Consider the following 25,594-nt stretch of genomic DNA (forward strand, 5'->3'; position numbering starts at 1 on the left):
CATACGTAAACGGGGGCATTCCGCATAAAAGCGAAACACCCCCGTAACAATCGCTCTCCATGAGCAGGGCACGTTAGCAGGCCCGAAGCTCAAAAAGATGCGCTACAGGCGCTCGCGAACCGCCTCGACGACGTTGTCCAAATCGGCGAGCACCTCGTCATGGCTCTGCATGTCGCGCACTTTGACCTTGCCGGCGGCAAGCTCGTCGCCACCCAGGACCAAGATGAGCTTGGCGCCTACCTTATCGGCTTGCTTAAACTGGGCCTTGAGCGAACGACCCTGATAGTCGGCCTCGGTCACGATACCTGCGGCGCGAAGCTCCTGCGTAATGGCAAAGACGTTCTGACGCAGCTCCTTGCCGGCGTTGGCGACATAGACGCACGGGGCCTCATCGGCACCCAAATCGCTGCCAAAGGCCTGCAGGGCCAGCAGGGCGCGCTCAAAACCGACAGCAAAGCCGACGCCCGCCGTGGGCTTGCCACCCTCGAGCTCGACCAGGCCATCGTAGCGGCCGCCGCCGCCGATGGAGCCGACGCCGGCGCCAGGGGCCTCGACCTCAAAGACAGTACGGGTGTAGTAGTCCAGGCCGCGCACCAAGGTGGGATCCTCGACATACTCGATACCGGCGGCATCCAGATAGCGCTTGACCTGCTCGTAGTGCTCGCGGCACTCATCGCACAGGTTGTCACCCATCAGCGGAGCCTCGGCCATGATCTCGCGGCAGTGGTCGTTCTTGCAGTCGAAGGCACGCAGCGGGTTGAGCTCGGCGCGCTCGCGGCACTCATCGCACATCTCGTCGGCGTGATCGAGGATGAACTGCTTAACCTGCTCGCGATAAGCCGGACGGCACTGGGCGTCACCCATCGAGTTGATGAGCAGACGAAGCTTGGAAAGATCGAAGCCCAGGCGCTTGTAGAACTCCATGAGCATGATGATGCACTCGGCGTCTGCCGCCGGATCGGGAGCGCCGAGCCACTCGATGCCCACCTGGTGGAACTGGCGCAGGCGGCCCTTCTGGGGACGCTCGCCGCGGAACATGGCCTCGGCGTAGTAAGCCTTAAACGGCGTGGAGCCCTGGGGCACCAGATTGTTCTCGACGACGGCGCGCACCACGCCGGCCGTGCCCTCGGGGCGAAGTGCCAGGCGCTGCTTGGGCTTGAGTTTGGTGTCGGTGCCCTCGGTAAAGACGCGCTCCAGGTTGGCACCGCTGAACACGCGGAACATTTCCTTGCGCACGACGTCGGTCGACTGGCCGATACCGTGGACAAACACGTCAACCTGCTCGATCGCGGGCGTCTCGATGGGTTTAAAACCAAACGGCTCGAACACGCCGGCCGCAATCTGCTGCATCTTTTGCCAGGCGCGCATCTCGGCGCCGATAAGGTCGCGGGTTCCCTCCGCCTTCTGTGCCTGCATGGGCAAACACCTTTCTTTTGTATCGCGTCATAGGTAGTGGACATTATACGGCACAAAGCAGCAACGCGGCGGCGCGCCTGACCGAACGAGGGTATGGGGACTCGTTCGGCCAGACGCGCCGCCGCGGCAGCCGATCCCTTTTCCTCCGTCCCCTTCGGATCACGTGATCTGTTGGGGACGGAGGAAAAGGGATCATTTCGTAGGCCCGTGGCCGCCTTGGAAACCGAATGATGGTACGAGCATCCATTCGGCTTCCAAAGCGGCCACGGACAGAACGGGGCGAACAGAAAAGAGCAACGGACGTCTACTCCCCCACCACGCTTGCGCGCAGCTTGGCGGCGATGGGCTCCGATGCCAGCAGGAACACGAGCATGACCACGGAGCACGCCAGGCACACGATCCAGGTGCTCGCAAAGGAGCCCGAGACGGCAAAGAGCACGTAGACCTGCCACAGCTCACCGACAAAGCTCATGCCGGCAAGCACCGCCGAGGTAGCGATAACGGTAAGCGAGCCCAATACGCGGCCACTCACCTTATCGGCAACATGGCCGATAACGAGCGAACCCACGACACTCACCACGGTGGAGATGGCATTGGAGACGTTGTACTGCGCAAGGGAAATACCCAGGTCGCTGACGATCAGCGGCTGGAACAGGCTCATGCAATTGACAAAAATCGTGTAACACGTGGCCATGATCACGAAGCCGGAGGCCACCACGAGCCAGCCGGGGAAGAACTTACGCTGCTGGGGCATACTGCTCCTTTTAGACAAACGAATAGCCTGCGCCGGGCGCCGGTAGTGCCCAAGATTGCCTTGAAAGACAAGGGCATAGGCCTTACGGCCATGCCCGCAGGCTTGAAAAGCAAGGTTGGGTGCTACCGGTGGTCGGCGATATAGCCCAAAGCGACGGCGGTATAGGCCGCGGCACCGAGGGGAAGCTCGGCATCGTTAAAACGTGCCTTGGGATGGTGCTGGGCAAAGTGTTCGTCCGTGTCGGTTACGGCCGCGCCCACGGTAAAGTACGCACTCGGAATCTCGCTCGAGATAAGCGCGAAGTCTTCACTCGCCATGGCATGGAAAAGCGACAAGAAAGCCGCCTTGGGCAGCACTGCGCCCACGTAGCCAAGCGACGCCTGGGTCATATCGCTGTCGAGTACAAGCGGCGGAACATCCGAAAGCGTCTCGATGGTCGCCGGCGTACGATATGTTGCGACAACGCCGTTAACGACCTCGGCGATGCGGGTCTTGAGGTGAGCCATGAGCTCAACATCAAAGCCGCGCAGCGTTCCCTCGAGCACGCAGGTGTCGGGGATGACGTTGGCCGCCAGGCCGCCAGCAAACTTACCGACGGTAAGTGCGACCTCCTTGGCCGCCGGCACTTCGCGAGCGATGAGCTCCTGAAGCGCCAGATGCACATGGACGCCGGCCGTGTGATGGGGTCGATGCAAATCTCGGGGCTCGAGCCATGGCCGCCCTTGCCCTGAAGCGTGATGCGAAAACCGTACACGCCCGAAAGCGCCGGGCTCCCATAGAGCACCAGGCCGAGCGGCGATTGGCTGTTGACGTGCATGGCAAAGGCAGCCTGGGGGCGCGGGTTCTGCAGCAGGCCATCGGCGATGGCAGCGCGCGCCCCTTCAAAGGTCTCCTCGCCCGGCTGGAACAGCAACTTCACCGTGGCGTTGGCCTCCACAAGCTCGGCCTCGCGGGCCTTGAGCAAACGGGCCGCACCGAGCAGTGCCGTCGCGTGCATATCGTGACCGCAAGCATGCATGCAGCCATTGGTGGATGCAAAGGGCTCGCCGGATTCCTCGACAACGGGCAGGGCATCCATATCGCCTCGGAGCATGACGACCGTTCCGGCCTGCTCGTCCTTGCACGTGCCATTGCCCTGAGCGGCCGCGGCCGCACCGGCACCGATCAGGCCAACGACGCAGGAACCGTCGACGAGCGTGGTATGGGGGATGTCCATCTCGTCCAGACGTGCCTGGATATAGGCAGACGTCTGCGGAAGATTGTTACCGAGCTCAGGCATCTGGTGTAGATCGTGTCGCCACGCAGCGAGCTCGTCTGCAAAAGCCCGAGCTTCTGCGACAAGACCGTCACCGATAGCGGTCTGCGCCGCTGTGGTAGCCTGAGGCGCTGGTTGCGGTTGAAAATCGGACAGAGCTGATGCCATAGAAGCCCTCCAGTAACGTTTTTGCAGCACGCACTTTGATAGCGTAAAGTGCAAGGTACAACTGTAAGGGCATGACATAAAAATGCCGCCCTGGGAGGGCGGCGCAACAAGTTGTTTACAATTGCGGGTGTGATTTTCGGCGCAAGAAATCGAAATGCGTCTCGCTCAAGATAATCGAAAGAAAGATGAGCGCGAAGCCGGCGAGCAGGCGCGAGGTGAGCGCCTCCCCCATCAGCAGCACCGAGAACAGCACGCCCGAAGGCGACTCCATCGAAAGGAGCAGTGAGCCCGTCGAGGCCGAGACATGCGCCAGGCCGACGTTTTGGATGAGCAGAGCCGCGCATGTGCAACCAACCGAGAGAAACGCCATCGCGCTGATAAAGCTCGGCGTCCACACGGACAGAGGCGCTTGGGTCTCGAATAGCAGCGACGTTGCCAGGCTCAGCACGCCGTTGCCCACAAACATCCAAAACGTGATGACGTTGATGTCCATTTTGCGACCGTACTTGGCAGTCACCGCCATCTGGATGGCGAAAAAGACCGCACCCGCCAGCGTAATGACATCACCGATGTTGAATTCAACGCTATCGAGCGCCACCAAGCCAACGCCCGCCAAGCACAGCAGCGCCGCGCCCAGGTTATAGCGGGTGAGTTTTTCGCCGCTCAGAAAATAGCTCGCGAACGGCACAACGATGCAATACGTGCCCGTCAAAAAAGCATTCTTGCCCGCCGTGGTGTGCGCCAGACCGACTGTCTGCAGGGCGTAGGCGGCCCACATAAGTGCGCCCATGCCAAGTCCGACGATAAGGTTGCGGGCGTTGAGGTGCGCGATGATGCGCTTGTGGAAGATGAAAAACATGACCAACGCCGCAGGCAGAAAGCGCACGTAGAGCAGTTCGAACACCGGAATGGTGTCGAGCGCGTCCTTCATGGTCGTAAAGGAGTAGCCCCAGACGACTGCCACCGAAAGCAGCAGGACTTTCCAGAACAGCGGCGAGCGAGCGCCGGCGCCGCGGGAGGTGCCGCCCGCGCCCAGGTCCTCGCGAGCAACAGGGCTATCGGGCATCATTTCGATATTGTCAGTGGCATGCTGGGCCATAGGGCATCCTCGCGCTCAATCTGGGCGTGGTGTCCGCACGCGCATGGCTGCGTGCCGCCTCATGGTCAAATAAAAGCAGGGCGCACCGGACCCCCGGCACGCCCCGCTACTGTAGCAACAACCGGCGTTGCATCGCAATCCAGCCCACTAAAGTACCGACTTGAATAACCTCGATGTTCCGTCAACGTCAGCGAAAACGGCCCCAAGCGAGCAAGGTGACGTGAAATGAAAGGGCGCTGACCTTCTGGTCGCGCCCTTGAAATTGAACGTCAGATTGCCGCTTGGGGCCGTTTGCAGCGTCGAGCCGTTACGCGGTTTGGTAAAACCGCGTAACTAGATTAATTTGGTTGATTCCAGCTTTTCGATGATCCAGTCGTTGGCTTTGATGACCGGGCGGCGGAAGACGACGCCCAGGGCCAGTGACGGAATCAGATAGCTCGCCAGAATGCCTAGCTCAATCCAATACTCCATATGGTAGGCACCGGCCATGGCGGCATGCATGGCGTTGATGCCGTGGGTGAACGGCAGGAACGGATAGATCGCCTGGAACACGGGGCCGGTCATCTCGATGGGGAACGTGCCGCCCGAACCGCCGACCTGCATGACCAGCAGCACAACGGCGAGCGCCTTGCCGATATCGCCAAACGAAACCGTAAGCGTGTAGACGATATTGGAGAACACGAGACTCGCGACCCAGCCCGCCAGCACAAACTGCAGCGGGTCGTCGCACTGGATGCCAAAGAACAGGATGTCGCCCGCACACACGAGCGTTGCCTGCAGCAGGGCCAGACCGCCAAAGAACAGGTAGCGGCCCAGGTAGATCTCGTGCAGGCGCACGGGGATGAGCTCGTTGATAAGCTCATCGTCAACCGAGACCTTCATCATGGCCGCCAGCACAATCGAGCCCACCCAGAGCGACAGAATCGTGTAGAACGGTGCCATGGCCGAACCGTAGTTGCGAATCGGATAGACCGGCTTGCGATCGAGCGCGACGGGGCCGGAAAGCGACACGGCCAGACCCTCGGGATCATTGCCGATCATCGTCTTGATCGTAGCGAGGTCATCCGACATCAAGGCGCCGTCGAGCTCGTCCTTAAACGCGCTGATCTTGTCCGACGCCTCGCCCAGCTGATCAGAAGCCTTGTTGACCAGCTTTGCAGCCTTGGAGAGGCCCTTTGCCAGCGAACCGGATGCGTCGGTCAGGCCGCCTACGGCGCTATCCAGGTCGCCCGAGATGCCATCAAGCGAGTCCAGAATGCCCGAAACCGTCTTCTTGAGCTCCTTGGCCTTAACCGAGAACGTGGAATCGTAATCGGATTTGGCACCCGCGATGCCGGCCTTGGCATCAGCGATGGCCTGATCGACCTCGGCACGCGAGTTGTTGACCTCGGCCATGCTATCGGAGAGAGACTTCGCGGTAGCCGCCAGATCCTTGGCATTGTTGCGGTACTCAACGGCGATTCTGCCCAGCGACGTCGCGGCGGACTTGAGGCCGTCCTTCAAATTCTCATCGCTCACCTGGTCGGCAAGGCTGCGGAGCTGATCGGCCATCGCATCGATATCCTTGGCGCGCGCATTGAGGGCCGCAGCGGCATCGTTGAGTTGGGACACCGTAAGGTCGACATGCTGGTTTGCGGTGTCGAACGCCTTCGCGAGCTCGGCAGACACATTGTCGAACGAACCAGCACTTCCATCGATTGCGGCATCGATGGCATCGTTTGCCGCCTTAAGCGCTTCTTTGGAATCATCGATGCCGCTTTTGGCATGTTCCATGAGCTGCTTTGTCGACTCATCGACCGTGCCCGTCTGCTTGAGCATGCCGCTCGCCGACGTCAGCGAATCGGACGTGGAGCTCAAAATGCCCGCCAGCGACGAAGCATTTGCCTGAACGTCTCGCAGGTCCTCAATCGAATCGCCAAGCGTCGAGGACAGGTTGGCGATAAAGTTGCTGACCTGGTCGGTGCTCATGTAATCGAGCAGGCTGGACACCGTCTTAAGACCGATGCTCGTAATGGTCTCGGTAAAAGTTTCGTTAACCTGGCTCTGAACGGCACTCGAACCCTTCTCGGTCACGATCTGCGCAATGGCGTTGGCCTTCTGGTTCTCGTAAAACTCGATATCGGCGTGTTTCACGTCGGTCGAGAAAAGCGTCATCATGTCGGAGCTAAAGCTCTTGGGGATTACGACGGCCGCATAGTAAGCGCCCGACTTAACGCCCTCGATAGCCTTTTCGCGATTGTTGAGCACAACCCAATCGAAGCTCTCGTTGCCGCGTAGGGTGGCGGTCACGTTTTCGCCCACGTTAACCTCGACGGGGATCAAATCGCTCTCGTAACCCTCATCGGTGTTGACCACGGCGATCTTAAGATTGCCGGTGTTGCCGTACGGATCCCAGCTGCCGGCGATGTTAAACCACGCGTACAGACACGGTACGATAATGAGGCCCATCACGACAACCAAGCCGATCACGGAGCGAGACACGTTTTGGACATCGCGCTTAAACAGATGCAGGATGTTCTTCATTTATGCCTCACCTCCTTTGGAGTGCTTGCCAAGCGCGGTGGTATCTCCATCATTTGTGGCTGTGCTGTCGCTGCCCTGAGATTTATGGTGCGAGCCGATATGCGGCAAGCGGCCCGTGGACTGATCGCCGCCCTTGGCACCACGCTCGCTGGCGTTGAGGCCAAACATGTGGCGGGCGGCAGGAATGGCGGCCGTGTGTTCGCGCATCTCGCGACGCAGGTCCTCATCCGAAAGCGCCGAGATGCGCATCTGGGTATTGAGGCTCGCTCGGATATATTCGATATTGATCAGCCAGCCGCAGATGGCAATAACCGAGATGATCCAAATGACAAGCAGGATGATCTTGCCGTTATTGTCGATATCGAGAACCGTCGACAGGACAAAGAGCAGGACCTGAACGCCCACCACGGCGGCAAAACCGCCCTTGATGTAGTACGGGTAGCGATGTTCAAAGGCGACCGCATGATCGAGCAGTTCGCGACGGTACGAATCGGAATCGAGCATGACGCGCATGGCCGTGCGCAGCGAGTAGCGCTGGCGCGGCAGGTCGTTGGACTCGCAAATCATCATACCGGTCGTGGAGAGCTGTTTATCAAAGAGCAGGTTAAGGTTGAGCAGCAGCGGACGCAGCTGCAGGCCGATAAAGAGCGCCACGATCAAGAACACGCCCAGAATGCACAGGTTAAACAGGTAGTTGAACGAATACATGCCGCCGACCGTCTCGCGCAGCAGATTGATGCCGTAGGTAAAGGGCAGCAGCGGGTGCAGCCACTGGAAGAAGCCGGGCATCATCTCGATGGGATACATGCCCGACGAACCGGGAATCTGCACGATAACCAGGATGACGCCGATTGCCTTACCGATATGCTTAAACGTAGTAGATAGCGCATAAATGATGTTGACGTACGTAAACGAGATGGCGATGCCACCCAGCACGAACAGCAGCGGGTTGATGCACTGCACGCCAATCACCAGATCGCCCGCCGTCACGATGATGGCTTGGAGCGCGCCCAAGATCACCAGGAGCATCCAACGGCCGAAGTAGCCCTGGCGCGCCGTAAAGCTGCCAATGCCCTCGCGATCGACCTCGAGCTTGTAGATGGCGATGAGTACGTAACCGCCCACCCAAAGCGCCAGATTAGTGTAGAAGGGGGCGATGCCCGAGCCAAAGCTCTTGACCGGATAGATTGACTTGGACGTCAACTCAACCGGAGACGCCATGAAATCTGCCACGTCATTGACATCGACGCCCATCAGATCGGCCAGCTCGCCCATGGACTCGGAGGTCTGCAGCGCCGCGACGTCATTGGCGGCGGTTGCAAGCTTGTCCTGGACCTTGGCAAGCGAGGAATCGGTCTGGGACAGCGTGGTCTTGGCCTGGCCGAGCGTAGCGCTAAGCTGCGCCAACGTGCCGCGCGCATTTGCAAGTGTAGGTGTCATACCCGAGACGATACCGGTCAGGTCGCCCGAAACGGCAGCAAAAGAGTCGAGCGCGCTCGAGGCCTTCGGCAGCGCGTTTTGGCCCAAGTCCGTCTGGGCTTGGCCAAGGTTGGTCGCACCGGTATGAATTGCGTTATTGATAGCGTCACTGGCACCCGAAACAGCCGCTGCGTCATTCGCCATGGCGCTCGACTGCGCGGACAGACCGTCCTTGATGCTCTGAAGCTTTTCATTCTGCTCTCGAAGCAAATCGATGGTCGATACAATGCGCGCGTCAATTTCCTCGGAACCTGTCGACGTGTCATTGGCGAGAATCTCTAAGTGCCCGATAACGGCCTTATTGTGGTCGATCGTCGCTTGGAGAGACTCGAGCGAGTTGTCGATACGGGTGGTCGTAGATGTGACCGTGCCCGTCAGCTTGCCGATGGCAGCGTTCGCAGAGGCTGACGTCTTGGTGAGCGCAAGGCTGCCTTCCGAGAGCGCCTTGGAGAGCGAGGCGACAGAGTTGCCCGCCGTGGCGCGAGCCTCGCCCAGCAGGTCATTGCCCTGGGAGATCGCCTGCGTCAGCGACGGCGCCTGACCCTGCAGACCGGCAAGTGCCGCATCTGCCGAGGCAATGGAACCACTCGTCTTATCGATGGCGGCATTCATGTCGCCAATCGAATCACGCACTTCGCCCAACGTATCGGAAGCCTCTGATACCGAACCGGCCAACGAATCCTGAGTCTGGGTTGCCTTGTCCTTTAAATCGACTCCGGCATCCTTGGCAATACTGGCAACGGTCTCGCCCACCGTGGAGACAAATTCCGAGTTGATCTGCTCCTCGATGGTGTTTGCACCGGTGTCGGTAACCTTGGGCGCAATAGCGCTCTTCTTCTCATTGACGTAGTACGTAAGCTTGGGCTGATGGTAGTTGCCGTCGAGCATCGAAACCAGGTTATCCGAGAAGTTCTTGGGGACTACGATGGCCGCATAGTACTCACCGCTCTCGACGCCCTCTTTGGCATCGGCCGCAGAATCGACGAAGGTCCAGCCCAGCTGATCGTTCTCCTTGAGCTGATCGACGACCTGATCGCCCGCGTTGAGCTCGCCCACCAGGTCGTTTTGGGTGCCCCGATCGTTGTTGGCGATGGCAATCTTGATGCCCTGGGTGTTTCCGTACGGATCCCAGTTGGCCACGATGTTGTACCAGGCATACAGCGAGGGAATAACGCACACGCCAAGGGTAACCACCAAGGCGACGGGGTTCACAAGCAGTCGCTTAATGTCGCGCTTAAATATCGCAAAGGAGACCTTTGCATTGGATAGTTTGCTGCCGAGACTCACGCTTGGACCATCCATCCTGTCGTTGAATCGAATCGTACTATCGATAACCATTGTACGTAAGCGCTTTAGCGTCTCAGAGCACAATGGTATTGAGTTTTGCGGGTAGCAATATACTACGAAGACGAATTAACGTACAGTTGTACAGTATCTTTAATTTCAGCAGGTCACAAAACCACAACCCGCACAAATTAGCAATTCAAATAGTCATCGGGGACGTTCTTAAACGACTGGTCAAACAAGAACGCCCCCAACGACTAGTTTGGACCACGGTAACATCGATGTTTTAGCAATGCCAGCGAGCGGGCGCCAGAGCGAACAAATTGGCATGAAAAGAGGACGGCATAGACCTTCTGGTCATGCCGTCCTCTTTGAATGACAAGTTGTCGCTCTGACGCCCGCGCAGCGTCGACTGGTCCGCCGTTCGTTAGAACGGCGGAACTGAGGGCAGCGTCGAGCTGTTACGCGGTTTGGTAAAACCGCGTAACTACCTAACTACATCAAGTTGCAGACAGCCGCCGCGAAGGCAACGGGGTCCTCGGGGAGGATGCCCTCGACCAGCAGGGCCTGATCGTAGAGCAAGCCGGAGTACTGCTTGATCTTGTCGGCGTCACCTGCCTTCTGGGCAGCGACAAGCTTGTCGAAGACCGGGTGCTTGGCGTTGAGCTCGAGCACGCGCTGGCTCTTGGGCATGCCGTCGGGCGCGCCCTCGGGTCCCTTCTGGAGCACCTTCTCCATCTCGAGCGAAAGCGGGCCCTCGGTGGTGATGCAAGCGGGGGCATCGGTCAGGCGCGCGGAGACGGCAACTTTCTCGACCTTGTCACCGAGCGCCTCCTTCATAGCGCTAAAGAGGTCCTCGTTCTCCTTGGTGGCGTCCTCGGCCTCCTTCTTCTCGTCCTCGGTCGCCAGGTCAAGATCACCGGTCGCAACGTTCTTGAGCTCCAGATGACGATCCTCGACCTCGGGCTCGGCACCGTCGGCCACAGCCTTCTCGGCAGCCTCGCGGGCAGCGTCGTCCTCGTAAATCTTGGGCATATCGGCGGCAACGTACTCACGCATAGCCTGGAACGTGAACTCATCCACATCCTGCGTCAGCAGCAGCACGTCATAGCCGCGGTCGAGCACGCCCTTTACCACGGGCATCTTTGCCAAGCGCTCACGCGAGTCGCCGGCGGCGTAGTAGATGGCCTTCTGATCCTCGGGCATGCCCTTGGCATACTCGGCCAGGGTAATCATCTTCTGTTCCTTGGCAGACCAGAACAGCAACAGGTCAGCGAGTTCATCGGCCTTCATGCCATAGCTCGAGTAGATGCCGTACTTAAGACCGCGGCCAAAGTTCTCAAAGAACTTCTCGTAGGCCTCGCGGTCGTTGTCACGCATATCCTCAAGGTCGGCGGTAATCTTCTTTTCCACGCGCTTGGCGATGGCCTTGAGCTGACGGTTCTGCTGCAGCGTCTCACGCGAAATATTGAGCGTCACGTCAGCAGAGTCCACGACACCGCGCACAAAGTTGTAGTAGTCGGGCAGCAGGTCGTCGCACTTCTCCATAATCAGCACGTTGGAGCTGTAGAGCGCCAGACCCTTCTCGTAGTCCTTGCTGTACAGATCGAACGGGGCGCGACCCGGCACAAACAGCAGGGCGTCGTACTCGAGCGTGCCCTCGGCGTGGAAGCTGATGGTGCGCGCAGGATTATCAAAGTCGTGGAACGTAGACTTGTAGAACTCGTCGTAGTCCTTCTGCTCAACATCGGAGCTGCGCTTTTTCCAAATCGGCGTCATGGAGTTGATGGTCTCGAGCTCCTGGTAGTCCTCATACTCGGGCTTGTAATCGTCGCCGGCGTCCTCGGGCTTGGGTTTCTGGCGGCTCTTGGACACCATCATCTGAATCGGATAGCGCACATAGTTGCTGTACTGCTGAATCAGGCTCTTGAGGCCCCACTCGGTCAGGAAGCGATCGTAGGTCTCGGCCTCGCCGTCGGCATCGAGCTTCTCGTTCTCGCGCAGCGTCAGGATGACATCGGTACCGTGCTCGGCGCGCTCGCCATCTTCGATGGTGTAACCCTCAAGACCATCAGACTCCCACACGTGAGCGGTGTCCTCGCCATAGGCGCGGCTCACGACCTTCACGTGGCTGGCGACCATAAAAGCCGAGTAGAAGCCCACGCCAAACTGGCCAATGATGTCGACATCCGAACCCTGCTGCTCGGCGTTCTCGGTCTTAAACTCCTCGGAGCCGGAATGGGCGATGGTGCCCAGATTGCGCTCCAGCTCCTCGGCGGTCATGCCAATGCCGTTATCCGAGATAGTAATGGTGCGGGCATCTTTATCAAAGGAGACGCGAATAGCCAGGTCGCCCTGGTCGAGCTTGACGCTCGGGTCCTGCAGGCTCTTAAAGTTGAGCTTGTCGACGGCGTCGCTCGCGTTAGAGATAAGCTCGCGCAGGAAGATTTCCTTATTGGTGTAGATGGAGTTGATCATGAGGTCGAGCAGTTTTTTGCTCTCGGTCTTAAATTGACGCATGTGCAGTCCTTTCGCGCTACCCCCGCCCGCAAAAACGGCCCGGTCGCCCGAGCCGCATCGCAGACCTGCTATGTTCAGACTTAGATTTTATAACCCATTAGCGCGCACATATACATACGGAATCGAAAAACTGTATGTCAGAGCGCTCTGATGCGCCAATTGCCAAGGAGTGTCCCAAACTGCCGGCAGGAAAGGAACGTCCCTATCTGCCATCTACGCGCTTGGCCATCCAAGCATGGGGCTGGCCCTCGTCTTCGTAGTCCACCGGGGCAATCTGCGTGTAGCCCGCCTTGGCATAGAGCGGCAGCACGTATTCCTGAGCATGCAGCTTAATGAGCTTGGCGCCGGCATCACGCGCGCACGTATCACTGGCCTCGACAATCTTGCTCGCCAAACCGCGACGGCGCATGCTCGGCAGCACGGCCACGCGCCCCATAATGTAGGTCTCCCCCGCCGCGACACCTTCGTCCAAGTCGCACGCCGGCGACACCGGAGCCTCTGCGTCAGCCGCGCGCTCAAGCTCTTCGGGAAACACGCGCGAGCAACCGGCAAGCTCGCCGTCTACATAGAGCGTCACATGAATGCAGTTCGGATCCTCGTCGATAGCGTCGAACTCATTCTCGTAGCCCTGCTCATCCATAAAAACGACGCGGCGCACCAACGCCGCGTCATCAAAGCATCCCGTCTTAAGTTGGATATCCATGCTGCCCTTTCATTCAATGCGAACGTTAGGGACAGATTTTAGCGAAAATGGGCTCCGCGCACGCTAAACTTCGCGCGAGCCTTCGCCAGGCAGTCGTAATGACCCACGTTATGGGCATCGCTCGCGATGAAGCTGTACAGGTTCTGATCGAACAGGCGCTGTGCCGGCTTTTTCTCGCGACCAAAGCGACCGCCGGCAATAAAGTCCGCCGAAGCCTGCAGCTTGCAGCCCATATCGACCAGGCGCTCCGCCACGCTTACATCCTTTTGGACGGCGCGATAGCGCTCAGGATGAGCGATGATCACCTGGTAGCCACGGCACTGCAAATCGTAAATCGTGTTCTCGTACTCTCTAAACGCATACGCATCGGCATGCGTCGAAAGCTCAAGCAGGAACTCATTGGTTCCATCAAAATGCAAGTGCTCCGCGGCATCGATACCAAGCTCAACGAGCTTTCGATGGTTGACCTCGAAGCCCATCTGGAGCGGAAAACCGTCAGCGTTATCACGCAGCAGTTCAAAGGCATCCCACATCTTGTCGTAATCAAAATAGGGATCACGGCAGTGAGGAGTGCAAACGATTCTGGTTACACCGGCCCGCTTGGCAGCCTCGAGCATCGCCAAGCTCTCATCGAGATCGGCGGCGCCGTCGTCTACACCCGGCAAGATATGGCAATGAATGTCACGCATAGGTCAGCCTTAATCAACTAAACGTTTGCTCGGTTGGTGAAGATGCCCTTTTTGGAAGTCCCCTGATCGTCGGAGCCCTTCTTCACCTTCTTACCGTCCTTGGTGTAGTAGGAGTAGTAGTACTCGCTGGTCTCGGTCTCACAGTAATTCATGACGGTACCGATGAGCTTGACCTTTTCGGACTTCTTAAGCTGGCCGATAGCGTTGAGCGCCTCCTCGCGCTTGGTGAAGTCCTCGCGCACCACGAACAGCGTGCCGTCGGTCAGGCTGGCAATCTCGGCAGCATCGATGAAGGTGCCGACCGGGGGAGCGTCGAAGATGACGTAGTGGAACTTAGCAGACAGTGCCTTTACCAGCTTGGCAAAGCGGTGAGAGACGATGATGTCGGCAGGATTGGGAATATGCGGCTCGGCATCAAGGAAGTAGAAGTTCTTCTGACCCGTCTCGACAATTGCCTGGTCAATGGAGATCTGCTCGGAAAGAACCGCATAGAGTCCGCCGCGCGAACGAACGCCGAGCATATCGGAAAGGGACCTGCGGCGCATATCGGCCTCAACCAGGAGCACGGACTTGCCACTCGTGGCGATTGCCTGAGCAAGGTTAATGGAAACCGTAGACTTGCCCTCGTTGGGAATCGAGGAGGTAACGGTGATGGTGCGAATGGGGTCGTCCACGCTCGCAAAGCGAATGTTGGCCAGAAGGGTCTTGGCGGCATTCTGTACAACGAGCTTATCGGTGTTCTTTGCCTTAGCCATGCCTATTTACCACCTTTCATAGCCGGAATTCGGCCAACAACGGGAATGCCCAGGAGCTCTTCCGCCTCTTCGGCACCGCGGATGCGGGTATTGAGCATGTCTGCCAAAACGACATAGGCGACTGCGATAAAGATACCGGCGAGGAACGCGACGGCAATATACAGCGTGCGCTTGGGGCCGCTGGGGACTTCGGGGGTCTTAGCCTCGTCGATAACGTTGATGCTCTGGGCAGCGCCGACGTTCTGAGCGACCGTACTCACCGAGCTAGCTATGGCCTTTGCGACCTCAGCCGTCTCCTTGGCATCGGTGCCGGTAACCGAAAGCGTAATGACACGCGTGGTGGTCTCGGAGGAAACAGACACCTTGTAGTCATCCAGATCGGTGAGGCCCAGTTCCTTGGCGGCGCCGCTCTTAACGCTATCGCTATCCAGCAGCGTGGCGATATCGTTGGAAAGCATCTGGCTCGCCGAGAGATCGTTGTAGCTCATCTGGCCGCTATCGTCGGTCTTGGCGAGAATGTACATGCTCGTCGTCGCGGTATAGGTGTTGTCCATCGCGGCGAAGGACACGATACCCATGGCGATCGCGCAGACCACCGGAAGGGTGATGACCAGCTTGAGGTGCTTCTTCAGCAGCTGGAACAGTTCGAGAAGGGTCATGCAGCTTGCCTTTCATTTCCCCAGTTCGGATTGACAAAACTGTCCGTATGTTATCGCATCTTTTTACCGAGACCAAACTCTATACATAAGAAACAGGCTCTCCTGTAAAAATGTCGGAAGCAATCGTAAAATTGCACAACAACGCCGCACCCGAAAGTCAAATGCGGCGTCTGCATCAATACCTATGTTGTATCGCTATGCGAATGGCTCGTCCTGCTGTATGGGAAACGTCACCGTAATGGTGGTTCCCACGCCCAACTCGCTCGACAGATCGAGCGTGGCGTGATGATACAGGGCCGCATGCTTGACAATGGCAAGCCCCAGACCGGTTCCGCCGCGCGCCTTGGACCTACTCTTGTCCACGCGATAGAACCGCTCAAATACCTTGCCCTGTTCTTCAGGCGCGATACCGATTCCCGTGTCGGCGACCGCAAGGAACGGATGGCCTTCGTCGTTGGTGCCGCACTGCAGCGTAACCGTACCGCCGGGTCGATTGTAGCGGATGGCGTTGCTTGCCAGATTATAGATGAGCTCGTCAATCAAGCGCGACACGCCCTCGATGACCACAGGCTTGGTCTCATGACTTATCGTCACATTCGCCTGACGGGCGACCTGTTCAAGACGCTGCTCAACCGCATAGACGGCGCGCGAGAGCTCAATAGGCTCCGTGGACCCAATGGGCACCGTCTCGCCCTCAGTTGCACGCTCGGCCTCGTCCAAGTTAGACAGCGTAAGGATGTCGTTGACGAGCGCTGCCAAGCGGCCCGCCTCACGATAGATGCGACCGCCAAAGTTGCGCAGGTCGTCCTCGCCCTCGACCATGCCGTTTGCGATGAGCTCGGCATAGCCCGAAATCGCCGTAAGCGGCGTCTTGAGCTCATGAGTGATATTCGCCGTGAACTCGCGGCGCATACGGTCGTTGTCCGCTAGCACCGCCATTTGGCGCTTGAGCTCCTGGCGCTGCGACTCGATACGCTCAAGCATGGGGACCATCTCGGCATAGGCGTGCTCATAGCTACGGCGTGGGTGGTCCAAATCCACCTCTTGCAAAGGCGCGATGATGGCACGGGACTCGCGGCGCGCCATAAAAAACGAGAGTACCGCACCCGCTGCCGCGATAAGCAGCATCGGCGCCACCATCGACAGCAAAATCGCCGCAACGCCGGGCTGGGCCTGTGCCAAGCGGACAACCTGGCCGTTATCAAGGGCGACGGCGCGATACAGCATAATCTCGTCGAGCGTAGAGCTTGCGCGCTCCGCGGAACCCGAACCATTCTCAAAGGCCTCGATGACCTCGGGGCGATCGCCGTGGTTGGGCAATGTGGAAGGCGACGCCTCGTTGTCGTAGGCAACCGATCCATCCTTGTTAATCAGCGTGATGCGCAAGTCCTCGCGATCGAGGCTACGCAAGAACGGGATGGGCTCCTGCTGCTCGTCGAGGGCGGCAGCAATGAGCTCGGTTTCCTGCGCCAGATTGGCACTCGTGGCATCCGCCAAGGTGTTTTGCACAAAGAACGCACCCAGCACCGTAAACGCCACGATAACCGCCATGGCGCAGACAAAGATCGTCACAAAAACGCGGTGCGACAGCGTATGTTTTCCATGGGGGGCGAAGACCACGGGTTACTCCTCCGATGCGGTGGCCGCGGTGTCGTCACCTTCGGCACCATCACCGGCAGAAGGCTCGGCCAAGCGGTAGCCCACGCCGCGCACGGTCTCGATGGCGCTGGCATGCTCGCCCAGTTTTTGGCGAAGCGTCTGCACGTGCACGTCAACGGTGCGCGAACCGCCGTCGAAGTCCCAGCCCCACACGCTCTGCAGCAACGACTCGCGGGTAAAGACCACGCCGGGCTTACGCATGAGGTACTCGAGCAGGTCGAACTCGCGCAGGGTGAGCTTAAGCGGCTCGCCGGCAACGGTCACCTCGCGATGGCTGGGCGAGAGCACGATGTCGCCCACGCTGAGCACATCGCTCGCCTGCTTGACCATGCCGCCGCGACGCAGCAGTGCGCGGCAGCGGCTGGCGAGCTCCATGAGCGAGAAGGGTTTAGTCAGGTAATCGTCGGCACCGCCATCGAGCGCCATCACCTTGTCGAGCTCGGTGTCCTTGGCGGTAAGCATCATGATGGGCACCGTCGCCGTCAGGCGGTCGGCGCGCAGGCGGCGCATAATCGCCAAACCATCGGTATCGGGCAGCATGATGTCGAGCAGGACAGCATCGGGTACCCGTCGCGCCACGGCGGCCTTAAACTCGCCATCGCACGAAAAGCCCTCGGCCTCGATTCCCTGCTTGCGCAGCGCGTAGACCGTCAGATCCCTGATGTTGTCATCGTCCTCGACGTAATAGATCATGTTGAACCCCTTTGCGGCCGGCATGACCGCATCTTAACCCTAAAGGTACCTTTACTAGATGGTATCAGCCAAAACGTCCCGTCAAATAATCCGCCGTGCGCGGATCGGTCGGATTCTTGAAGAGTTGCGCGGTGGGCGCGTGCTCCACCAGCTCACCCAGCAAAAAGAATGCGACCGAATCGGAGATACGCGCCGCCTGCTGCATATTGTGCGTAACGACCACGAGCGTGCAGGTCTCTTTGAGCTCGCAGGCCAGCTGCTCCACCACCAGCGTCGACACAGGATCGAGTGCCGAGGTCGGCTCGTCCATCAGCAGAATGTCGGGCTGCACGGCAAGTGCGCGGGCGATGCACAGGCGCTGCTGCTGGCCGCCCGAAAGACCCAGACCCGACTCTTTGAGCTTGTCCTTGGCCTCGTCCCACAGGGCGGCGCGTCGCAGGGAGTCTTCGACCAGCTCGTCGAGCACGACGCGATCGCGCACACCCATACCGCGCGGCCCATAGGCGACGTTGTCGTAGATGCTCATGGGAAACGGGTTGGGGCGCTGGAACACCATGCCCACGCGCTGGCGAAGGCGGCAGATGTCGTAGTCGCCCAGGATATCTTGACCATCGAGCGCAATCTTGCCCTCGATTCGGCAGTCCTTGATGCCGTCGTTCATGCGGTTAAAGCAGCGCAGCAACGTGGACTTTCCGCAGCCCGAAGGCCCGATGAACGAGGTAATCTGCTTGTCGCGGATCTTGATATTCACGTCCTTGAGCGCATGGTGGTCGCCATAGAACAGGTCGAGGCCCTCAACATCGATTCGCGTCGGCGAGGCGGCAAGATCCTCTGCCGTGGGGCGAGTCGCATCCCCAACCTCGCGCTCGTGCGCGGCCTCGGCCTGCGCTTTCATGAGTTCTTCAAGCTCCGTGGGCTCCACAGCCGCAGCAGCCGTCATACCGCATACCTCCACATCGATATCAATTCAGCAGTATCGATAGTAGGAATCGCGGCTCATATGCACGTGAGCGCATTGTCAAGTGTTTGTAAGGGCACGCTGGCTATGCGGCGGGCAGCTCGATGGTGAATATCGTGTGTTCGGGCGTCGATTCACATGCAACGGTACCGCCGTGCGCGCATACGATCTCCTTGGCGATGGCAAGCCCCAGTCCAGCGCCGCCGCGATTGGTCGCACGCGCCGCATCCAGGCGATAGAACTTCTCAAAGATCACCTTGAGCTTAGCCGCAGGGATGGGATCGCCCTGATTGATAAAGCGCACGCGCACGCCACCGCCGTCCCGGCGTCTGGCCTCGATCGTGATGGTCGAGCCCTCATAGCTATAGGCAATAGCGTTTTTCATGATGTTGTTGAACACGCGAGCCATTTTGTCGCCATCCACGAGCACCGTCAGGTCCTCGCGAATATCAACTTGGACTTCCTTATGCTGCTCGTTGAGGATGGGATAGAACTCGTCAGTCACCTGAGCCAGCAGCAACCCCAGATCAACATAGCCGCGCGTGAGCACGATATCGTGGAAGTCAAAGCGCGTGATATCGAAGAACTCTTCGATGAGCGTATCGAGCCGGTGCGCCTTGTCGAGCGCCACGCCCGTAAAGTGCGCACGTTGCTCAACCGGCAGCTCGGGAGCCTCTTGCAGCAGCGAAAGATAGCCCACCACACTGGCAAGCGGGGTGCGTAGGTCATGTGCCAAGTACGTGACCAGATCGTCCTTGCGATGCGACTCGTCACGCAGAGCTTGCTGCACCTTGCGCTCTCGGTCACGCACGCGGTTAAGGGCGCCCTCGACCTCCAAGAAGTCGCCGTCGATGTTGTCCCAGGTGTCGGGGTGATCGATCAGGCGATCTTGAATACGAGCAGCCAGCACACAATCGGCATGCTGCTCGCCCTGCTCGTAGCCCTGGTAGTACAGGGCGCGGCCGCACAAGAACAGCACGCACACGGCAAGCGCCAGCACAAAGCCAAGCATGTTGAATACAAAGCCGGCATCGAACAACACCGGCCCTTCGATGCCGCCGAGCGCCATGGCGCCAATCGCCAACGTCATGGCCCACGCGGCGCCGCCAATCACCACGCAGCGGCACACGATCTCAAATCGATCGATCAGCAAAAAGCCGACAAGCAGCACCGCCAAGATTCCGACGATGTTGTCGATGCCAATCAGCAGCAGGCTCAGCAAAAAGAGCAGCACCGTTGCAAGCGCGCGGTTGTCGACGACCGACCTCACGTATTCAAAGAGCCGATCGGGCACCTCGAACGCTTGTCTATCGTCTTTTGTCATATCAAGATCCTCACAAGCGAAAAGCGTTATTCGATGATGTAGCCGACGCCCCAGACGTTTTTGATAAAGCGTGGCTTTTGTGCGTCGTCGCCGATCTTTTCGCGCAAGTGGCGAATGTGCACCATCACCGTATTGTTGGAGCCGGGCATAAAGTCCTCGTTCCACACCGCGCGGAACAGGTCCTCCACGGCCACCACGCTGCCGCGATGCTCGACCAGATACAGCAAGATTGAATACTCGGTGGGTGTGAGGCGTACCGGCGCACCGTCCACCGTCACGGAACGAGCGTCGCGGTTGATCTCCAAGCCGTCGAGCTGAATGGTCGGCGATTCGGCCGCCTGTGCGCGGCTACCGTAGCTGGTGTAGCGGCGAAGCTGAGCGTGCACGCGCGCGATGAGCTCCAGCGGACGGAACGGCTTAACCACGTAATCGTCCGCGCCAAGCGAAAGGCCCCCGATCTTGTCTTGCTGGGCATCGCGCGCCGTCAGCATGATCACAGGATAGGTATGGCTGGAACGGATCGTACGCAGCAGCTCAAATCCATCGATATCGGGCAGCATGACATCCAGCAGCGCCAGATCGAACTCCTGCTCCAAAATCGCCTTGGCAGCATCGGCCCCGCTATAGGCAATCTGGACATCAAAGCCCTCTTTTGTAAGGTAGATACCAACCAAGTCGGCGATGGCCTTCTCGTCATCAACTACCAGTATGCGCTCGTTCATGCGTGCTCCTCTCGCGCTCCATTATGCCCGAGGCGAGGCACGCCACACACAACAAGCGTGGGTGATTAAGTCGGCCTTAAGCACCCTTGTGCCCGTTCGGGAGCGGATGTGGGCCACGCACGCACGCGATGATCGCCGACGCCAGCAAACGATATACTCTAGTTCCAGAAGAGACCATCCCGTCGAAAGCGAAATCTGTGAAGTCCCTCACCTCTTTTGCAAAGCGCTCAGCCCAGCTTGCCGCCGGCTTTGTTTGCGCCATCGCCCTTGCCGCTGGCGTGCCCACCGTCGCCGGCGCCCAAGTGCTCACGAGCGACAATGTTTGCGGCAAAACCGCCGATGTGCGCGGCATCACGGCCGAAAACCTGCCCGATATCGATGCGACCAATGCCCTCGTCATGGGCAAAGACGGCACCGTCTACTATGCCCGCGGCGCCGATGAGCAGGTCAAGATTGCCTCGATCACCAAGGTCATGACCGCAATCCTAACCGTCGAGAATTGCAAGATGGACGAGAAGGTCACGGTGAGCAACGCCGCAGCCACCGTGGGCAATTCGACCGCCGGCTTGCTCGAAGGCGACGAGCTTACCGTGGAGCAGGCGCTGCGCGGCCTGATGATTCCCTCAGGCAACGACGCCGCCATCGTGCTCGCCGAATATGTGGGCAAGAAAATCGACCCTAAGACCAAAGACGCCGAGGCCACATTTGTGAAGGCCATGAACGAGCGCGCTAAGAAGCTCGGCTGCACCGGTACGCTTTTTGAAAACCCGCATGGTCTGGACTTTGATGAGTGGGCTGGCGATATGCACTCAACCGCACACGACGTAGCACTGATGATGCAGGAGGCCATGAAAAACGACACGATCCGCGAGGTCGTAGCGAGCGAGGATTCCTGGATCGAGGTCACGGGCGCCGACGGCACTGACCATTCGCATTCCATGGACACGCATAACTATTTGCTGGGCCAAGATGGCAACATCGGTGGCAAGACTGGCACCACCGACGATGCAGGCTATTGCTTTACGGGTGCCTACAACCGCGATGGCGACGAGATCTACACCGTCGTTTTGAACTCCACCACCACCGACCAGCGCTTTACCGATACCGCAATCCTTGCCAATTGGTACTACGGTCACAAGGTCACGGTCGCGATCGCCAACACGCAAGAAAAGACCGCCAACGGCAACCCGCTTATGGCGCGCATTAGTCAAACCGACTGGACGGATAAGACAATCGACGCCACGCTCGCCGATCCTACGGCGCAAGCGACCGTGTTTTCTCTTGCCGGCGAGGTGACCGAAAAGGTTAGCTACGATGACCTTTCGGGCACGGTGCATGTGGGCGACAAGGTGGGCAGCGTTACGCTCAAGCAGGACAGCACCAAGATCGCCGTCATGGACCTGGTCGCCGACGAGGAAGGCGCAGGGCCAAACCCCATCGAGTGGCTGCTCGTGAAGCTCGATCGCTTGGGCCGCCGCATCGACAACCGCCCGCTCACAGCCGAGAGCGAGACCGTAGCCAAGGCGCCCAAGGCGTAGGGCCGGAGCGATATCACATCGAACCAAATGAGGCGTCCAACGGGGCGCCTCATTTTTGAGGGTTCGAATCCCCAGCGCCCTTTCTCGATAATAAAAAAGGGCCCCCGATGGGACCCTTCTTTAAAGTTAAACTGGCGGAGAGCTGGGGATGTCCGGACATGCTACGCATGCCCTCCGGCTTCAAAGCCTGGCGGCTTTTCGCCCACGGGCTACAAACGCTTTCGCGTTTGCTTAACGCCCGTGCCCTCTCGGGTTCGAATCCCCAGCCTCCTTTCTCCGCACAAAAAAAGGCCCCAAATGGGACCCTTCTTCAAATTCGTACTGGCGGAGAGCTGGGGATTCGAACCCCAGATGCCCTTTTGGGGCATACTCGCTTAGCAGGCGAGCACCTTCGGCCTCTCGGTCAGCTCTCCGTAACAGCCGTTCTATAGTAACCAAACAGCCTAAGATGGGCAAGAGGAAATTTTCTAATTGCCTAGCATCCTTTCCTCATTGGAAGCTTCGCCTACCCCAGCGAGCGGTTGAGGGAGCCGAGCTCGTCGTTGCCCATGGTGCGCCACATTTGGAAGATGCAACCGCGTGCCAGGAAAAAGAAGCCGTTGTCGACCAGTTGAACAGCGGCATCTGCCAGCTGATTCGTCACGGCGGACACTGGCGGCAGCTCGAGTCCAGCCTTGCGAATGGTCTCGACCGCTTCCTCGAACGTCGGAGGCTCGCTGACGCCCATCTCGTTCATAAGGCCCTGCATTTCTTCCAGCGCGCTGCTGCCCGACTCCTCGCCACGTGGCACCAGACGGTAACAAGCCAGCGCAAGGTCGAGCTGATCGCAATTCCAATAGGCAAACGCCAGGCGATAGAACAGGTAGCCGATTGCAGAGCGATCGCTGGCAATACGTAGGCCGTGGCGCGCCACCTCGATAATCTCGTCAAAGCGCTCCAGACGCGCAAGAACGTTGATGAGCGCAAAGTGCGATTGCATGGACGAGCGCGCCAGATCGTAAAGATGGCGCACCTCGGGCAGCGCTCGTTCAAAGTCCTCTTGCTCGACGTAAAAGCTGCAGATCTCGTGCTGGGCAAAGTACAGCGCATCGGGCGCACGAAGGATTCGCACAGAGCGGTCTTCTTCCAACACCGGTAGCACCATGCGCACCAGCTGGTTATCGCAAAACTGCGTTTGAACCGGACCTGTCGCCAAAAGCTCGGCAACGGCGCACTTAGCCTCCAACTCCTCAACAAGACGGGAAAAGCCTTCAAAAGCACCTGTACGGTTGACTTTTGCCTGCTCGCGCAATTCAACAACACGGGCCACGTATGGGTCGTCGTCCTCTTCCATGACCTCCAACTCGTCAGCCGTATCGGCAAGCAGCAAATCGCGCAGCGCCGGCGGAAGCGTGCGATGGTCATCACGCGGACGAGCATGAACCTCCGCAGGTTCAATCGTCTCCGGAGCAGTTGACTCATACGCCTCAAGTACACGCTTGCACGGCATATCGTCCATGTCCATGCTCTCAAGATCCTTGGCGACAGGCACGCAATCGGCCAGATAGGCCGCGCGCCCAAAGAAATACGTTGCGACAACGCGCTCGCCCTGCTCACTGTCGGGAGCAGCAATCTGCACATAGCAGCGCGTGATGCAGGTGCCCGCGGCAAAACACGCTGCCGCAAGCGTGAGTGCCACGCGCGCATCGTGCTCCGCGGCCCAGATCGCGCGCGTGTCCTCGTCCAGCTCGCGCCAGGCGTCATCCTGAGCGTCGTATTCACGTTGCGGCATGGCATCAACGACAGACTGCCCAAACCGAACGAGCATAATCCCCTCGGCGACGTTTGCCCGATAGGTATAGTCGAGCCGCGTGACCACGTTGAGCGCCTCAACGATTCGCGCAAAACGGGTGCGCACGTCCCACTCGCCGCCCGGCTGGCAAGCCACCGTACCCGGCTTGCCCCACGGGTTATCGCTCGAAGCCGTATCGAGCAGTCGGGGAACATCGTTGGTCGTCTTGGCGATATGCCACGCATCAAAGAGCGCGCAGCCCTCAAGGCTCGGCGAGGATGCCGCAGGGACCAATCCGGCCCCGATGCGCTCAAGGATGCCGGAGAGGCGGTTGAGACGGCACTCGATGGCAAGCAGCATGTCAATCTCGTCCTGGTCCAACAGGCTACGATCAAAATTGAGATAGAAAATCTTTGAGCGATCAATGCGAGCCAGGCTCATCTCGGACTTGGCAGCGATGGTGCGCAGGCGGGGCAAGTCAATTTCGCTCATAAGGGCGGCGGCATAGCGCTCGATACCGCTCGGATTCTCGGCATGGTCAACGCGGTAGAGCAGCGTCTCGATAGCATCGGGGAGCGGTGCCGTGTTAAAGCCCAAAAACACCTCGACCGGCTCGGGCAACTTTACGAGCTTGATCTTGTCGACAACGTTTTGCATACCCTCGTCGAGTCCGCCGGCGTCCGCCGTGTTCACAATAGCGCTTTCGGAGTTGGCAAATATCACGTAGCGCAAGAACATCGAGGCCATGAACTCGCCGTAAGGAAGGGCGCGGGTCGAATTCCATGTCTCGTGGTCGGACTGCTCGCGCATGGGGCCTTCGGGAGAGCCGGCAGTTTGCGCACACGCGCGCATTGCACCGTTGGCTTCCCTTACCATAATCTCACCAATACTGGAATCCGACTCGTCAAGGACCAGTTCCATGTCGGGATCGTTGGGCAGCGGAGCCTCGCTGACGGGGCGGTCCACCTTGTACACCTCACCCGAAACGCTTACGTAGCCCAAAAGCGACACATGACTTTTGCCAACGAATTCGACGACATAACAAGATTCAAGCTGATCCTCGCCAAAGAGTTTCCAGACCACGCCATATGAGCGTCCCGCAGGCTGCTCGGGCATCGCCGGAAAGCGCTTCTTGGGATCGAGAAACCTGAGCTTGTATGTCGGACGCTCTGCCACGAAGTATCACCCTGATCGGTCGCTTGAAGAAGGAGTGGTCGCGAATAAGTCGCGACATCTACTCGGAATCTTACACGAGTCGACAGGAAATCGTCCGCTTCACGCTCGCGCCTCGACCGAGGTTCGAATCCATGCAGCGGCGACATAAAAGAAAAGCCTCCGTTACCGGAGGCTTTAAAATCAATTGGTGCGGCGTATAGGATTCGAACCTATGACGTTCTGATTCGTAGTCAGACCCTCTATCCAGCTGAGGTAACGCCGCAGCGCAAGGATTATTATGCACGTGACCCCTCGATGGGTCAAGCGACAATTTGGAAAAATTTTACGAAGTGATGATTAAGACGCTCGCGTCTCGACCGAGGTTCGAATCCAGGCAGTGTTGCCATAAAAGAAAAGCCCCCGTTGCCGGAGGCTTCAAGTTCAATTGGTGCGGCGTATAGGATTCCGCG

At 58.9% G+C, this 25,594-nt stretch carries 18 protein-coding genes, 2 tRNA genes and 1 pseudogene; 1 reads left to right on the forward strand and 20 read right to left on the reverse strand.

The genetic code is table 11. The features are described 5' to 3' along the window. Positions 1-102 precede the first annotated feature (102 nt). The 17 genes and pseudogenes from hisS to FGQ67_RS01575 all read right to left on the reverse strand — a co-directional run bounded on the left by hisS (position 103) and on the right by FGQ67_RS01575 (position 20,660). A complete protein-coding gene (gene hisS, locus FGQ67_RS01500; RefSeq protein WP_117640032.1) occupies positions 103-1,416 on the reverse strand; it encodes a histidine--tRNA ligase in 1,314 nt (437 codons plus the stop codon). 304 nt (positions 1,417-1,720) lie between these two features. After that, on the reverse strand, positions 1,721-2,170 hold the full coding sequence (locus FGQ67_RS01505) for an MFS transporter (protein WP_212745992.1): 450 nt from the start codon (positions 2,168-2,170) through the stop codon (positions 1,721-1,723). Positions 2,171-2,292: 122 nt separating this feature from the next. Beyond that, positions 2,293-2,865, reverse strand: coding sequence for a zinc-binding metallopeptidase family protein (locus FGQ67_RS10230; RefSeq protein ID WP_249934348.1), 573 nt, complete (start codon positions 2,863-2,865; stop codon positions 2,293-2,295). 158 nt (positions 2,866-3,023) lie between these two features. Beyond that, a pseudogene (locus FGQ67_RS10385) lies at positions 3,024-3,671 on the reverse strand (M20 metallopeptidase family protein); the annotation flags it as partial. Positions 3,672-3,708: 37 nt separating this feature from the next. Beyond that, positions 3,709-4,692 (reverse strand): DMT family transporter, encoded by a 984-nt coding sequence (locus FGQ67_RS01515; protein ID WP_138339712.1) that lies wholly within the window; start codon positions 4,690-4,692, stop codon positions 3,709-3,711. A 333-nt stretch (positions 4,693-5,025) separates the two neighbouring features. Further along, positions 5,026-7,215, reverse strand: coding sequence for a YhgE/Pip domain-containing protein (locus FGQ67_RS01520; protein WP_138339713.1), 2,190 nt, complete (start codon positions 7,213-7,215; stop codon positions 5,026-5,028). After that, positions 7,216-9,981: a YhgE/Pip domain-containing protein gene (locus FGQ67_RS01525; RefSeq protein ID WP_249934350.1), complete on the reverse strand. Its 2,766-nt coding sequence runs from the start codon at positions 9,979-9,981 to the stop codon at positions 7,216-7,218. 492 nt (positions 9,982-10,473) lie between these two features. Beyond that, positions 10,474-12,498: a molecular chaperone HtpG gene (gene htpG, locus FGQ67_RS01530; RefSeq protein ID WP_138339715.1), complete on the reverse strand. Its 2,025-nt coding sequence runs from the start codon at positions 12,496-12,498 to the stop codon at positions 10,474-10,476. A gap of 202 nt (positions 12,499-12,700) precedes the next feature. Then, the gene (locus FGQ67_RS01535) at positions 12,701-13,201 is read right to left on the reverse strand and encodes a GNAT family N-acetyltransferase (RefSeq protein ID WP_117637372.1); all 501 of its coding nucleotides are present in this window, start codon (positions 13,199-13,201) and stop codon (positions 12,701-12,703) included. A gap of 38 nt (positions 13,202-13,239) precedes the next feature. Next, positions 13,240-13,890: a tyrosine-protein phosphatase gene (locus FGQ67_RS01540; protein ID WP_022094060.1), complete on the reverse strand. Its 651-nt coding sequence runs from the start codon at positions 13,888-13,890 to the stop codon at positions 13,240-13,242. Between the two features lie 17 nt (positions 13,891-13,907). Beyond that, entirely contained in the window at positions 13,908-14,645 is a 738-nt protein-coding gene (locus FGQ67_RS01545; protein WP_138339716.1) for a CpsD/CapB family tyrosine-protein kinase, read from the reverse strand. A gap of 2 nt (positions 14,646-14,647) precedes the next feature. Next, positions 14,648-15,304 (reverse strand): YveK family protein, encoded by a 657-nt coding sequence (locus FGQ67_RS01550; protein WP_138339717.1) that lies wholly within the window; start codon positions 15,302-15,304, stop codon positions 14,648-14,650. Between the two features lie 195 nt (positions 15,305-15,499). Further along, on the reverse strand, positions 15,500-16,924 hold the full coding sequence (locus FGQ67_RS01555; protein WP_138339718.1) for a sensor histidine kinase: 1,425 nt from the start codon (positions 16,922-16,924) through the stop codon (positions 15,500-15,502). A gap of 3 nt (positions 16,925-16,927) precedes the next feature. Continuing rightward, positions 16,928-17,656: a response regulator transcription factor gene (locus tag FGQ67_RS01560; protein WP_089572665.1), complete on the reverse strand. Its 729-nt coding sequence runs from the start codon at positions 17,654-17,656 to the stop codon at positions 16,928-16,930. Positions 17,657-17,720: 64 nt separating this feature from the next. Further along, entirely contained in the window at positions 17,721-18,596 is an 876-nt protein-coding gene (gene pstB / locus FGQ67_RS01565; protein WP_006234803.1) for a phosphate ABC transporter ATP-binding protein PstB, read from the reverse strand. Between the two features lie 103 nt (positions 18,597-18,699). Beyond that, the gene (locus tag FGQ67_RS01570; protein WP_138339719.1) at positions 18,700-19,938 is read right to left on the reverse strand and encodes a sensor histidine kinase; all 1,239 of its coding nucleotides are present in this window, start codon (positions 19,936-19,938) and stop codon (positions 18,700-18,702) included. A 26-nt stretch (positions 19,939-19,964) separates the two neighbouring features. Then, on the reverse strand, positions 19,965-20,660 hold the full coding sequence (locus tag FGQ67_RS01575; RefSeq protein WP_022094536.1) for a response regulator transcription factor: 696 nt from the start codon (positions 20,658-20,660) through the stop codon (positions 19,965-19,967). A 197-nt stretch (positions 20,661-20,857) separates the two neighbouring features. On the opposite strand from FGQ67_RS01575, the gene FGQ67_RS01580 reads away from it, so the two are divergent. Then, positions 20,858-22,198, forward strand: coding sequence for a D-alanyl-D-alanine carboxypeptidase family protein (locus FGQ67_RS01580; RefSeq protein ID WP_171025132.1), 1,341 nt, complete (start codon positions 20,858-20,860; stop codon positions 22,196-22,198). Positions 22,199-22,520: 322 nt separating this feature from the next. Here FGQ67_RS01580 and FGQ67_RS01585 read toward each other — a convergent pair. The 3 genes from FGQ67_RS01585 to FGQ67_RS01595 form a co-directional block, all read right to left on the reverse strand. Beyond that, a tRNA-Ser gene (locus FGQ67_RS01585) sits at positions 22,521-22,611 on the reverse strand. A gap of 92 nt (positions 22,612-22,703) precedes the next feature. Further along, positions 22,704-25,145 carry a tetratricopeptide repeat protein gene (locus tag FGQ67_RS01590; RefSeq protein ID WP_138339721.1) on the reverse strand — a complete coding sequence of 814 codons (2,442 nt, stop codon included), beginning with the start codon at positions 25,143-25,145 and terminating at the stop codon, positions 22,704-22,706. A gap of 185 nt (positions 25,146-25,330) precedes the next feature. Further along, a tRNA-Arg gene (locus FGQ67_RS01595) sits at positions 25,331-25,407 on the reverse strand. Between the last annotated feature and the right edge of the window lie 187 nt (positions 25,408-25,594).

The organism is Collinsella aerofaciens (genome assembly GCF_005845035.1).
Taxonomy (GTDB): Bacteria; Actinomycetota; Coriobacteriia; order Coriobacteriales; family Coriobacteriaceae; genus Collinsella; species Collinsella aerofaciens_I.

Bases quoted from the DNA above. Each gene is read 5' to 3' on its own strand.
- hisS (WP_117640032.1), bottom strand. From the start codon at position 1,416: ATGCAGGCACAGAAGGCGGAGGGAACCCGCGACCTTATCGGCGCCGAG.
- FGQ67_RS01505 (WP_212745992.1), bottom strand. From the start codon at position 2,170: ATGCCCCAGCAGCGTAAGTTCTTCCCCGGCTGGCTCGTGGTGGCCTCC.
- FGQ67_RS01515 (WP_138339712.1), bottom strand. From the start codon at position 4,692: ATGGCCCAGCATGCCACTGACAATATCGAAATGATGCCCGATAGCCCT.
- FGQ67_RS01520 (WP_138339713.1), bottom strand. From the start codon at position 7,215: ATGAAGAACATCCTGCATCTGTTTAAGCGCGATGTCCAAAACGTGTCT.
- htpG (WP_138339715.1), bottom strand. From the start codon at position 12,498: ATGCGTCAATTTAAGACCGAGAGCAAAAAACTGCTCGACCTCATGATC.
- FGQ67_RS01535 (WP_117637372.1), bottom strand. From the start codon at position 13,201: ATGGATATCCAACTTAAGACGGGATGCTTTGATGACGCGGCGTTGGTG.
- FGQ67_RS01540 (WP_022094060.1), bottom strand. From the start codon at position 13,890: ATGCGTGACATTCATTGCCATATCTTGCCGGGTGTAGACGACGGCGCC.
- FGQ67_RS01545 (WP_138339716.1), bottom strand. From the start codon at position 14,645: ATGGCTAAGGCAAAGAACACCGATAAGCTCGTTGTACAGAATGCCGCC.
- FGQ67_RS01550 (WP_138339717.1), bottom strand. From the start codon at position 15,304: ATGACCCTTCTCGAACTGTTCCAGCTGCTGAAGAAGCACCTCAAGCTG.
- FGQ67_RS01560 (WP_089572665.1), bottom strand. From the start codon at position 17,656: ATGATCTATTACGTCGAGGACGATGACAACATCAGGGATCTGACGGTC.
- pstB (WP_006234803.1), bottom strand. From the start codon at position 18,596: ATGACGGCTGCTGCGGCTGTGGAGCCCACGGAGCTTGAAGAACTCATG.
- FGQ67_RS01570 (WP_138339719.1), bottom strand. From the start codon at position 19,938: ATGACAAAAGACGATAGACAAGCGTTCGAGGTGCCCGATCGGCTCTTT.
- FGQ67_RS01575 (WP_022094536.1), bottom strand. From the start codon at position 20,660: ATGAACGAGCGCATACTGGTAGTTGATGACGAGAAGGCCATCGCCGAC.